This is a genomic window from Oxalobacter paraformigenes (genome assembly GCF_000158475.2).
Lineage (GTDB): Bacteria > Pseudomonadota > Gammaproteobacteria > Burkholderiales > Burkholderiaceae_D > Oxalobacter > Oxalobacter paraformigenes.
Map to the genome: position 1 here is coordinate 44,419 of NZ_KI392031.1, position 12,462 is coordinate 56,880.

At 48.5% G+C, this 12,462-nt stretch carries 9 protein-coding genes; 1 reads left to right on the top strand and 8 read right to left on the bottom strand.

Features of this window, described 5'->3' with window-relative positions:
* Positions 1–197: 197 nt before the first annotated feature.
* The 5 genes from OFAG_RS12720 to OFAG_RS03540 form a co-directional block, all read right to left on the bottom strand.
* Positions 198–998 carry a hypothetical protein gene (locus OFAG_RS12720; protein ID WP_005877899.1) on the bottom strand — a complete coding sequence of 267 codons (801 nt, stop codon included), beginning with the start codon at positions 996–998 and terminating at the stop codon, positions 198–200.
* 205 nt (positions 999–1,203) lie between these two features.
* Entirely contained in the window at positions 1,204–1,527 is a 324-nt protein-coding gene (locus OFAG_RS13645) for a hypothetical protein (RefSeq protein WP_147617715.1), read from the bottom strand.
* Positions 1,528–1,560: 33 nt separating this feature from the next.
* Positions 1,561–1,908, bottom strand: a complete 348-nt coding sequence (locus OFAG_RS03530; protein ID WP_040719503.1) for a hypothetical protein — start codon at positions 1,906–1,908, stop codon at positions 1,561–1,563.
* Between the two features lie 594 nt (positions 1,909–2,502).
* On the bottom strand, positions 2,503–3,993 hold the full coding sequence (gene putP, locus OFAG_RS03535) for a sodium/proline symporter PutP (protein WP_005877897.1): 1,491 nt from the start codon (positions 3,991–3,993) through the stop codon (positions 2,503–2,505).
* An 82-nt stretch (positions 3,994–4,075) separates the two neighbouring features.
* Entirely contained in the window at positions 4,076–6,493 is a 2,418-nt protein-coding gene (locus OFAG_RS03540; protein WP_020994803.1) for a hybrid sensor histidine kinase/response regulator, read from the bottom strand.
* Between the two features lie 291 nt (positions 6,494–6,784).
* Between OFAG_RS03540 and OFAG_RS03545 the strand changes: the two genes are divergently transcribed.
* Positions 6,785–8,257, top strand: coding sequence for a GntR family transcriptional regulator (locus tag OFAG_RS03545; RefSeq protein WP_005877890.1), 1,473 nt, complete (start codon positions 6,785–6,787; stop codon positions 8,255–8,257).
* A gap of 96 nt (positions 8,258–8,353) precedes the next feature.
* On the opposite strand, the gene OFAG_RS03550 is transcribed toward OFAG_RS03545, so the two are convergent.
* The 3 genes from OFAG_RS03550 to OFAG_RS03560 form a co-directional block, all read right to left on the bottom strand.
* Positions 8,354–9,250, bottom strand: a complete 897-nt coding sequence (locus OFAG_RS03550) for a radical SAM protein (protein WP_005877889.1) — start codon at positions 9,248–9,250, stop codon at positions 8,354–8,356.
* Positions 9,251–9,376: 126 nt separating this feature from the next.
* The gene (locus tag OFAG_RS03555; RefSeq protein ID WP_005877888.1) at positions 9,377–11,026 is read right to left on the bottom strand and encodes an AAA family ATPase; all 1,650 of its coding nucleotides are present in this window, start codon (positions 11,024–11,026) and stop codon (positions 9,377–9,379) included.
* Positions 11,027–11,170: 144 nt separating this feature from the next.
* On the bottom strand, positions 11,171–12,109 hold the full coding sequence (locus tag OFAG_RS03560) for an NAD-dependent epimerase/dehydratase family protein (protein ID WP_005877886.1): 939 nt from the start codon (positions 12,107–12,109) through the stop codon (positions 11,171–11,173).
* Positions 12,110–12,462: the final 353 nt, after the last annotated feature.

A 12,462-nucleotide genomic window follows, 5' to 3' on the forward strand; every position in this document is an offset into this window, starting at 1 on the left:
ACTTTGAATGCGGAATAATATAATTTAAGATATAAATCATAGGGCGTGAATAATATCTGATGCGCAGCACAATCGGGTAGCCCAAGACAAACTCCCTCAATTGCTAAATCACACGCAAAATGTCACTGGTCATTAGCTGTATCACACACTGGAATTCGGAGTAAGTGCCTGCATTCACATAGAGGTTAAGTGCGTATTCATGGTGCATGAACAATAGAAATAAACTCATGTGCCCCATCTGGGGAATATGCTTTTCCACCTGCTGCATCAAGGGTGCTCATGAATGCGAGAAGTGGGATGGTGCGTTTGTCAGATTTTGAGAAAGTGATGTTTCCCATCTCATTGTTTTCATGTACCAATAATAAAGATAACTGGCGGATTTCAAGATCAAATGCGCAAAATATTCCCCTAGAGAATGTATATGCGGGGAATTCATTGTCAATAATCGTTTTTGTTTTTGTTCGTTTAATGCCAGTGGGGTTGACAGAAACCTCGTCAGCAACCCAGAAGCTAGTAGTAATGCCGTTTGCAAAGACATGGCGGGTTGCCCCAAGGAAGAGTGTTACAATGTCCACGGCATCTTCAACCTCTGATAAATTTGGGCTATGAAATTCGTGCTCCATGAGATTACGGAGGCGAATAATTTTTTTAATGATCCGAGGAGCAACCAAGCCAAGGGCTGATATTTTTTCAAGCCTGCTTGGAAACTGCTTTGGAATAGAGAGGCCAAACCCATGAAGAATATTCGCGACCTGACAGTCTATTGCTCGTTTGGCGTTTGATAGGCCGTTTACAAGGCCGTGAACATCTCCGATATTTAAGTCAGCTTCGGCATAGCGAAGATATTCAAATGGCGTAACTGGGGTCACGTATCCTAATGACTCAACACCCTTAAGGTCAAGTGTGGGTTTCTGCCAATTAGGCACATAGGCATTAATGTACTGAGCTTCGTTCATTGTAATCAGGCTATGAGTTCCAATTTCATCGTTATTCAGCATTAGGAAAGAGTACCAATTTCTTAAGCATACACACTCAAGCCCAATCAGTGCTTCAATGCTGGTCTTTTTCGTTCATTCTAAAAGAGTAGTGTCAGTTTATATCACATGTGTCTTCATTTACGTATTTTTGCAGAGAAGCTATTAATAGACGAACGGCTAGTACTCCTGCATTCAGAAATTTCATCATATGTGATTCTTCAGAATATCAGGCTAATTTATCTCGGTTCCATGATATTAATTTTGCTGTCCCATGCACAAAAGTTAAGCGTACATCGTAGAGACGGCCAACGATGTTCGTGTTGTTTTCCCAACGACCAAGCCATAGCTTAACTTTTTCAGAAAGTTGTCTTCTCATGTCACCATGCCCATCTATGTAAAAAGCCTCAAGAGCTTGCATAACGCCAAATAGTTGTATTCCATCGCTTGTCGAATCGGCTAGACCCACTACATACGTATATGCTGCTAGCGTGCGTTCGATTCGACTTTCGCTAATGTACTTTTCGAAATTATTTTTATTGGCCCATTCCACGACCTTTATAATTTCGATATTTACTAGTTGAGGCTAAGCGGATTCTTGCATTTTGTATTCAATCGAATATAGCCGAATTTTTTCTCGAATTGATTTTTGTAATTGCTCATTCACGAAACTTAAGCTTTTACAGGTTTCGATAATGCTTGGGTAAGCTAACTTTGTCAGGAACAGAATTATTTCGATTTTTTTCGCATAAGTAGCACAAGTAGCGTAGTCTGATAAATAGTGTTCTATTTCATCTTTTCCTAGATATGAATTGCCTTTCAAAAAGAGTTGTCTGTCGATTGATATCGCTCCCTTTATAAAGATTGTTACGGCTTGAAAAAGACGAAAATAAGGATTTCTTTTTTGAATGGCGGCAGTTAGTTCAATTGACAATTCATTAATGAGATCGGTAGAGTGAAAAATGATAGTCCCTACTATAGATGTTTTTGCAATTTGTATTGCATGCGGTAATTGTAAAATAAGTTAATCTAAAACTGAGAAAATTTATCTCCCAATTCATTTTTTTCAACTAATGGGAGGCTGACTGGAAGAAATGCCTATACAGAATGTTGTGCCATACTTCATCTCTTGAAGTGGTATTAGCCCTATTGCCAATATTATGCTCGATAGATATAACTGTACACTAGTCATTGCATTTAACTTTCGTTTACCTGTAGATTTTTATGTCTTAAACCATGGTTTACGATTCTTGGGAAAGCTATAGATAAGTACTTCTTGTCTATACCGTACGGTGCAGACCACCGCAACCAGTTTCAAACGCCGCTGTAAGTTACCTTCAGCGGCGTTTTGTCTATTTTGTTTCCCGGTGATGCGTCTGCTTGTTTGTCAGGTATGGTTTTTAGATAAATTGACGTTTTGATCCCGTCAGTTTTTTATGCCTTTTTCTGTTGCCGAAAAGTGTGCTTTTCAGAAGCTGGCGTGGCCTGAAATTGTGTAGCGTTTTCCGTATCTAACCGAAATGTCCGCTTAAATTTCTTCACGATAGGCTTTATCCGCTTTTTCGAACTGCACTTTCATCGTTTTGGAGGGCGGTTTGCCGAGAAGGCTGGTGACGACAATGGCGATGATGCCGAAAAGGAATCCGGGGATAATTTCGTAAATGCCCAGATGATCCAGGCATGTTTTCCATAAAATAATGGTTGCCGCGCCGACAAAGATGCCGGCAAAGGCGCCGTTTCTTGTCATCCGTTTCCATATGAGCGAAATCAGAATGACGGGGCCGAATGCCGCCCCGAAGCCGGCCCAGGCATAGGAAACCAGACTCAGTACCTTGTTGTTGGGGTTGAAAGCAATGACAAGCGCGATGAGGGAAACCAGCATGACCATGATGCGGCCTGTCCAGACCAGTTCGGTCTGGGAAGCGTTCGGGCGCAGGAAAGCCCGGTAAAAATCTTCGGTCAGGGCGCTGGAACAGACCAGCAACTGACAGCTTAACGTGCTCATGACGGCAGCCATGATTGCCGAGAGAATAATGCCGGCGATCCAGGGGTTGAAAAGGATTTTGGTCAGTTCCATGAAGATCGCTTCATTATTTTGCGCGACACCGGCAGCTAAAGCGGGATTGTCCGAGAAGTAGGCGATACCGAAAAATCCGGTAGCGACGGCGCCCACAAGGCAGAGAATCATCCATGTCATACTGATGCGGCGCGCCTTGGGAATGGTTTTGACGGAATCGGCTGCCATAAAACGGACGAGGATGTGCGGTTGTCCGAAATAACCCAGTCCCCATCCCAGCAGGGAAATAATGGCAATAAAGTCCATTTCTTTGAGCATGTCCAGTTTATCGGGTGTTTTCGCCTGGATTATGGACAGGGCTGTCGGAAAATCGCCGATTGCCAGAATGGCGAAAACCGGCGTTATCAAAAGAGCAAAAATCATCAGGGTTGCCTGAACGGTATCGGTCCAGCTGACTGCCAGAAAACCGCCGATGAAAACGTACGTGATTGTCGCGAATGCGCCTATCCAGAGGGCGGTCTCATAGGAGAGACCGAAAGTGCTTTCAAAAAGACGGGCTCCGGCTACCATACCTGAGGAACAGTAAATCGTGAAAAAGATCAGGATGACGAGAGCGGAAAGGATCCTCAGGAGTTTGCTGGTGTCTTCGAAACGGTTGGTCAGATAATCCGGCAGTGTCTGGGCATTGCCGCAATATTCGGTATGGATACGGAGGCGGCCGGCTACCAGCAGCCAGTTGAACCATGCCCCAATAACCAGTCCGATTGCAATCCAGCTTTCCGATAAGCCTGAGAGAAAAACAGCGCCCGGCAAGCCCATAAGTAGCCAGCCACTCATGTCGGAAGCTCCGGCAGACATGGCTGTGACAAAACTGCCAAGACGGCGTCCGCCCAAAATGTAATCGGAAAGGTTGCGTGTTGCCCGGTAAGCGATAAATCCGATAAGGGTCGTTGCGAGAATGTAAACGACAAAAGTAATGAGCAGAGGGGTATCAACATTCATGCCTGGCTGTCCGGATAGGGGTTGGTGTAAAACGGGACATTAAAGCAAATAATCCGGCAATACGCCAGTATGCGATGAATTTTCAGGAGGTCGGCAAGATTTTCTCGCCCAGATATCGGTTCATGACCTGATCCAGCAGCCCGATATCCAGCGGTTTGGCAAGATGCGCATTCATGCCGGCGGCTTTTGTGGCTGCCACGTCTTCCGTGAAGGCATTGGCTGTCATGGCCAGGATAGGAACCGTTTTGGCATCCTTGCGGGAGAGACTCCTGATTTGACGGGTTGTTTCAAGTCCGTCCATGACCGGCATCTGGAGATCCATGAAAATCAGATCGTAATAGAATTCAGGCCTTGTGCAAAATTTTTCCAGTGCTTCCTGCCCGTTTACAGCTGTTTCGACGGAAGCGCCTGTCTGGCCCAGGATCTCTTCCGCAATTTCCCGATTGAGATCGTTGTCTTCCACAAGCAGTACCCGTTTTCCCGGAAAAGACCGTCTTTGCCTTGCAGATTCAACGAAGGTGGAATGAACCGGTTCTTTAAGGGTATATTTTTTGATGGCATAGACGAGACTGGACTTTAGCATGGGTTTGACGATAAAACCGTTGACTCCCGCTGCACGCGCCTCCGTTTCGAATTCCGTCCAGTCATAGGCGGAGATAAGAATAATCGGAATGTCCGGTCCGATTTTTTCACGGATGCGCCGGGTGGTTTCGATACCGTCCATATCCGGCATTTTCAGGTCGATAATAATAGTGGAGAAGTCGTTTTTTTCTTCGTGGGCAGCGACGGCTTTCCGTATGGCTTCTTTGCCTGAAAGAACCCAATGCCCCTTCAGCCCTATTTCTTCCAGCCGCTCGCACGTCGTTTCGCAGGCAATGCGGTCGTCATCCACCACCAGCACACTCAGCCCGGGCAGGCGGAAAGCGTTTTTTTCTTCATCCTGCAGTTTCAGGGAAAGCGTGACCGTGAAAGTGGATCCGTTTCCATAGGTACTTTCTACCTGAATATCGCCATCCATCATTTGCACGATGTTTTTGCTGATGGCCATTCCGAGTCCGGTGCCCTGTACTGCACGGACGGCAGCGTCCTCTGCGCGTTCGAAAGGCTTGAATATCTTCCTGAGGAATTCAGACTTCATTCCGTATCCATTGTCCCGGAATACGAATTCATAGCAGCCGTAGCCAGCTGTTTGGGACGGTTTCTCACGTATGCTGAGAAGTATCTTGCCGCCATCCGGCGTGTACTTGACGGCATTTGAAAGAATATTCAGAAAGACTTGCTGGATATGTTGCGGATCGCCTGTGACGTTTTCGTGCTGTAACTCGCGGGCTTGAATGTCGAAGGCATGCCGTTTCGCCATAATGGACGGCTGTATGATTGTGACGATGTTTTGCAGCATTTCATTCAGGCTGAATTCCTCTTCTGTGATGCTGATCCTGCCGCTTTCTATACGGGACATATCGAGAACTTCATTGATCAGGCCAAGCAGCAGCCTGGAAGAAACCGTGATTTTTTGCAGGCAATCCCGAACACGGTCTTTGTCATCGAGATGGGAGCCGGCGATGGCCGTCATGCCGATAATGGCATTCATGGGGGTGCGGATATCGTGGCTCATCTGGGACAGAAAATCTGACTTTGCCTTGTTTGCCTGCTCTGCTGCCTGAAGCGCGTTGTGCAGCATTTCGGAGCGTTCCTCGAGCTGCTTTTGCAGTTCCCGCTGTTCGGTAATGTCAGTAATATCGATATATATGACCAGATAGACCGGATTTCCATGCACCCGGTCGATACAATCGGCATTGACCTGCAACCACACATTGCCGCCGGTCTTGTCCTTGGCCTGCAGGGTGAAGTGGACGCGTTTTCCTTTCCGCATAAGCGGAAAGTGTTGCGCATAAGCTTGCCGGTTTTTCCCGGTATCGAGATTGGAAAGGCCGTAATCGGCGCGGTTTTGCTTGTAGCCGAAGAATTTGCGGAAACGTTCGTTGCCTTCGAGAAACAGGAAGCCGTTTTCGTTCACCTGGAATTTGGCGACAAAGCCGGGAAGATTATCGTAAGTAATCGATTGCTCCTTTTGCATCCGGACCAGATCGTCGACATCGGTCATGACGGTGTATGACACCGGGTAGCCATTTATGTATTCCTCACCGAATACATTGGAAATATTGACCCAGACGTGGCTGCCGTCCTTGCGCGGCATGCGAGTGACAAGGGTGTAACCATTCTGATGGGTACGGATCGCCCGGGTAACCGCATGGACAAGTTCGTTCCATTCTTCCGGATGGTCTGCATAGTAAAGGTCAGGCCTGTTATGGAAGCGGGCAACGTATTCTTCTTTTGGCCAGCCGATGAGCTGGTAATAGAAATCGTTTGCCCAGATCAGGGTGTAGTGCTCGTCGAGCAGATGTTTGCTCACGCTGACGCCAAGAAGGCGCATCAGTGTGTTGTATTCATAATCGGCGACGGACTGCGTGCCGGACAATTCCCCTGTGTTTTGCTCCATTGTTGCCATTTCACCGATCTGTCGATTTTCTTTCCGGACTGCACGCAAGTTAGTGACGGGATATCGCGCGAACTCTTACCTTTATCATCGTATCACAGTATTGCAAATTATTTTTCCACTGTCTGTTTACCGGAAAGAAGAATGGTGTCTGATAGAAATCAGGCTTGAGACATGCGGTAATGAAGGGATATAAACTTCGGCACTTGGACAGCGTGAGACAGGGATTGGCCTGAAAATCATGGCATACTGAAAACCTTTAGAAACGATTGATGGAACAGGAGGCGACAGGGAGTGGGAGAAAAGGACAGGCATGTGCTGATTTATGGATATCTGCTTGCCAGGATACATTTCGGTTTTTATCCGGCAGGGGAAAATCTTCCTTCCATTTACCGGTTGAGCGACATGTTCGGGGTGTCAACCATGACCGCTCGCGAAGCGATTCGTTTGCTGGAAGAAAAAGGATACGTTCACAGGACACAGGGAAAGCGATCAGTTGTAATTGACGGTCATTTCCCTCATGAATTCCCCGCTTCTCTCAAGGTGCCGGAAGAGACACTGCAGGATCTCTACCAGAGTCTGTACCTTTTGCTTCCCAGTATTTTTTATCACAGTTACCGCCATTGCGGTGAAAAAGAAAAAAAGGAGCTGATCCGGATACTGGAACGTTCCAGTCAGGCCTGGGATGAGCCGACAGTCCAGTTTCTGTTCCATGTGGTCAGACAGTTGAAAAATCCGCTTTTGAACAGTCTCTATGTCGATACGCTTTTGTTTTCTTATCCCGCCCATCTCGCCCGTTTGTCGGCGGCAAGGGAAGACTGGAAAGCCTCTTATGAAAAACTGCAGCTGAAATTGCGGCAAATGCTGGACGTCTGGGAACAGGGAGACGTGGATTGGCTCTGGAAAATGATCCGGCAGACCTATCTGGAGTTCGATTCCTTTTATGCGGTGAAACCGCTTGCCGGACCGTTGAGCGTCTCTTATCGCTGGGGCAGGCCAATTGTCGTCAATTCCATCGCCCGCGAACTGATTTTCCGCATTTACTGTGGTCTTTATCCCGTCGATTCCTTTCTTCCATCGCCCAAAGCGCTTGCGGCAGACCTTTCTGTTCCGCTTATTACCATCAGGCGGGCGATCGGTTTGCTGAACAAGTTGGGGATTGCCGAGTCTGTCAATGGAAAAGGAACCCGTGTTCTTTCACTGGCAGCTGGCAAACAGCGGATTCAGTGGAAGGATTCGTCGGTCAGGAAGAATGTGATGACTTATCTTTATGCCTTGCATGTGCTGGCCCTGACGTGCGGGTCAGTGGCGGCTGCCATTTATCCGCTGATAGAAAACGAGGCCAAGGACAAAACAGGGAAAAAGGTTAGGGATGCAAAGGAAATGGGGCATTCCGATATTGTGGTGGCTATTTGCCTGGACATGATAATCGAATTCGGTCGTCTTGAGGCTTTCAAGAATATTTACAGCCAGTTGTTGAGTCTGCTTGTTTGGGGTTATCCGTTAACGTATCTTTTGCCGCGTCCGCGGCTTGAGCACCATACCGATGAGATTATTGCGGGTTTTGAAGCGGATGATGGCCTGTTGTTTGCAAAAGGACTTGAAAAAATTGTCGGCGCCTTGTTTCTTTCCGCCAAAACGAAGATTCTCTCGGCAGGTATCCTGGAAGCGGAAAGTGTCGATATCCCTTTTTTGCCAAAGAATGCGGAAGGTGAGGGCAGGCAGCTCCGGCACAACGGATTGTGCCGGAAGAAATCGCGTGCATGAAGGAGTTTCTTCCGGTTCGGTTTGATGAGGAAACGCCAATCAGGCGTGAAAAACAGCAAAGGTGAAAGGACAGGTCTTGCCGGGTCTGTTTCAGGATTAAAAAGGTCTGATCCACTCTGGTCGAAGATGCGCCTTTTCCGGGCGTTCGATGGCCAGATCGATCAGGTCGAGCAAGCGTTGCTTGTCCTTTCCCAAGGTGCCTTTCAACACGAGCTGATTGGAAGCGTGGTCGCTTCGGAAAATGGTCGATTTCAGTTCGAGCGCTCCAACAAATTGCCTTATTTCCCGGAACCTTTCGTGTTGGGTCATTTTGATGAATTGTCCGTTGTATCCTTGCTGGAAGCGGGCTTCTCCATTCGGCAGATTCAAAACGAGCGTAGCGAGAAATTCCGGTTGGGTTTCGTTGGCCAGCAATGCCGAATTCAGGGCGTGCTGTTCGCTGAACTTTGTGCCGCCCACGCCATTGATGATCATCACGGAACGCTTGATGCCTGCATCCCCAAGACGGTTCAGTGCCTCGACTGTCGATTGGTGGGTTTCCCCCTTGTTGATGCTTTCAAGCACGAAGTCGTCACCGGATTCGGCGCCGACATAAACCTGTTTCAGCCCGGCGTCAAAAAGGGTTTTCAACTCTTCGTCCGATTTGTTGGCAACGTTTCTGGGCGAACAGTAAGAAGCGACACGGGTGACTTCAGGCAAATATTCCCGAATGGTGTTCAGGATGTTGAGCAGTCTTCTGGTGGAAAGGGCAACCACATCACCATCTGCCAGGAACACCCGTTGAATCCCGTCATAATGCCGGCTGAACCATTCGATTTCTTTTTTGACGTCTTCTTCCGGTTTTACCGAAAATCGTTTCTGCGGCTGGGTGTACATATCGCAATACGTGCATTTGTTCCAGCTGCATCCGTTGGTAACTTGCAGGATCAGCGAATTGGCTTCACTGGGTGGACGGAAAACGGGATCAATGTAAGTGACAGGAGCGTATTGCATGGTTAATCAAAATGAAATGGTTGAATCTGATTTCTTCCGAACAGGTTTACTCATGAGGGTTGAAGGGATGGCCTCAAAAACCGGTATGACAATGTCCGGTCAGGAAGCGGATTATCCGCTTCCTGACTACTTTTGGTTTTTCCCGCGAAAAACGGCGCATTGGTGAAAAGCTTCAAGCGAGACCGGGGTATCGCAACTCATGCAAAGACGGCTGGTCAGTTTGAGCAATTCCTTGATGTCCCGTCCGCTGGAATGGGGAAAATCCCGCACGAGCTGATCAATCAGATCGTCTGAGAGCTCGACCTCGAATTGTTCCGAGAGCGATTTCCAGAGTTTGACAGCGTCTTCGCGGGAAGGCGTATCGTACCGGATGATGGCAATGCAGCGGGACAGAATGGCATCGTCCACATCGTCCACCCGGTTTGTCGTCATGAACAGCAGGCCGTCGAAATATTCCAGTGTCCGCAGAAATTCGGCGACAATCGCATTGTGCTGGAGATCGTTATCGCGTTTGCGGATATAAACGTCGGCTTCGTCGAGCAACAAAATGGAATCCCAGCGGGCGGCACGACGCAAAATGTCCGATAGCGCCGCTTCCACACTTTCTGCCGACGTTCCCAGTTGTCCCGAATGAACACGGTATAACGGTTTGCCGACGACTTCCGAATAGACTTCCGCTGTCAGCGTTTTGCCAAGACCGGCAGCGCCCATGCACAGGATCGTCGTTCCTCCCGATTTGCCTTCGATAATGTCGTCCATCAGTACGTCGGTATGCGCCGTCAGGATGTCGATCAGTTTGCGATGTTCCGGAGGTAAAATCAGTTTGGTCCGCAATTCGGGTTTGTACTGGTACTCTTCCAGATTCTGGACATGAACCCAGCAGTTCTGGTGCAGTTCCAGGTGGAACATGTACAGATAGCAGTGGAGCGGGATCTGGCTGAAAGTATTGTCAACCCGTGTTTTTCTGTCGGAGTGCGTTTCAATCCGGCGTTCCAGTATCTCTTCGTCATTGACGCATTTGACGGATGTGCCGGGGGTGATACGGAAAAATTCGAGATTTTTGAAAAGGGTACTGTCGCCTTCCTTGATAAGGAATCCCGAGTTTTTTGCCAAAAACTGTTTCCCGTAGAATGGCTGGAAGTTCTGGAAACGTGCCGCCTGTTTTTCATATTCTTCCTTGAACTCGGGACACTCCTTGTAATACCCTTTTCGGGCAAGAAGTTCCGGAATGGTCAATCCTCCCATTTCCCTCTGGTAAAAGAGAATGGAATTTGTCATTCCGCTGCGCCACTGGTCGGGCGCATTGTCGTCGACAGGACTGGTGGCGGCAATGGTGTTGGCCAGCAGCTGAATGCTGACAAAAGGCAGTCCGGGTATCAGTCCCTGTTGCCTCTGGACATATTCAATGCTGTCGATCAGCCAGGGAAGCAGGATACCATCCTTGTTGCGGCGGTATATCCATCCGTCGATAGCGTCTGTTGCGAAATACTCGACCAGTGCGGGCACGAGCATGTCCAGCTTGGGAACCACAAGGGAGTGACCTGGCCCTGTCCGGATATTTCGCAAGGCGATCATCTGGAACATCAGCGATTTGTCATTGTCTTTTTCGGCCAGTCGCCACAGGTGTTCCAGCGTTTCGGCATCGAAAATATGATCCGGAATCAGGATTCTGCCGTTGGTCAGTCCATGTGCGGAAAGGCGTTTCGCCAACGGAGTTTCTTTACTCACGCCGGCAAGCAAATCGTTTACCTGCGTAACGGAAAGCTCGAATTCCATTGCCACTCCTTGTGAACGGTGATTGCATGTACAGCTGTCCGGATGTCGCTGATCCCTGGATAAAGAGTGCCCGCCGACAGCTAAAGTTTCTATATTAGCATGTCTTGTGCCGGAATGATCAGAGTAACATCGTCCCGGAAAAATTCAGGCGTTTCCAAGCTGTGACTTGACCTTTTCGGCAGAGACGCCCAATGCAGCGGAGAGATTGGCAATCGCTTCTTCACGGGACAGCCTGGTTTGAAAATTCAGCATTTTCCGGGCTTTTTCCATGGAAAGCGGCCAGTCATCGGTCAAAAATGCACTGCCTTTCCATTGGGCAGCATCGATGGCGACAACTTGTGCGCCGGGATTGACCAGATCGGTGATCAGTCTGGCGACGTCTTCCCAGGTCAGATAGATGCTGGCCGCATTGAAAAGCTCGCCTTTGATGTCGCTTGAAAACAGGGCAAGAACCAGAGAGACGAAATCGTCGAGCTGCAGGAAACTGCCGCCGCTTTTTGCGGGAACTTCGATGCGCCCTTTTTCAATGGCGTCGCGAATCATGGCGCGGATGTTCCGGCCGCCGATAACGTCTCCGTAGGCATACCATACCATGAGGTTATTGACCTGGAGACCGTGCTGGACGGCGTAAATTTTGCCGAGTTCTTCGGTTGTCAGTTTGGCAAGCGCATAGACAGGGTTTCTCGACATCTCGACCAGATGTGCCTGATCTTCACGAACCGGGTTTGAAAGGGGCTTTCCGTAAGAAACGGCTGTCGTGGTATTGGCGACATGCTTTACACCGTATTCAACGGCAGCATCCAGCAGATACTGGTATCCCTTGACGTCGATATCGAGGAGATCAGGAAGATTATCCGAAAAACTCCAGGCGAGATGAATGATGGCATCGACGCCTTTGACGGCTGATTGGACGAACGCCTTGTCGGCCAGATCGCCGCAGCATGTTTCCATGCCGGTTTTTCCAAATTGCCCCAGTCCTTCCCGGTCGCGGTCGAGCACGCGTATGTCGTGTCCAAGTGAGGCCAGTTTGCGGATAATGTGCGGTCCCATGTTTCCACAACCGCCAGTAACAAGAATTTTCATGATTTTCCTTTTTGAGTGTGCCGTTGAATGCCGTTGGGCCAGTGCGAACCGGCTGTCAACCGGATTTGTCCGGTGCGATGATATCCATTTTCATTTTAATGGATGCCAGGTTTGCTTTGAAAGAAGAGAATGCCGGAAAAAATCAGGAAATCTTGCCGGGCTTTCGTGGCAGGCCTGGCAGATATACCGGAATTCCATGTCAAATGCACTTCCGGATGACGCTATCCGGTTAAAAAATGCTTTCCGGATGTTGATTAATGGAAATATTGGATGCCAATTATGCTTAAATACGTTTGAAACCGGAAAATAATTGGAGTGCCCGGTCGTAAAAACGTCAGTGAAACCGTGCTTAT

Coding starts and splice junctions, on each gene's coding strand:
- OFAG_RS03550 (WP_005877889.1), bottom strand. CDS start 9,250: ATGCAATACGCTCCTGTCACTTACATTGATCCCGTTTTCCGTCCACCC.
- putP (WP_005877897.1), bottom strand. CDS start 3,993: ATGAATGTTGATACCCCTCTGCTCATTACTTTTGTCGTTTACATTCTC.
- OFAG_RS03540 (WP_020994803.1), bottom strand. CDS start 6,493: ATGGAGCAAAACACAGGGGAATTGTCCGGCACGCAGTCCGTCGCCGAT.
- OFAG_RS03560 (WP_005877886.1), bottom strand. CDS start 12,109: ATGAAAATTCTTGTTACTGGCGGTTGTGGAAACATGGGACCGCACATT.
- OFAG_RS12720 (WP_005877899.1), bottom strand. CDS start 998: ATGCTGAATAACGATGAAATTGGAACTCATAGCCTGATTACAATGAAC.
- OFAG_RS03555 (WP_005877888.1), bottom strand. CDS start 11,026: ATGGAATTCGAGCTTTCCGTTACGCAGGTAAACGATTTGCTTGCCGGC.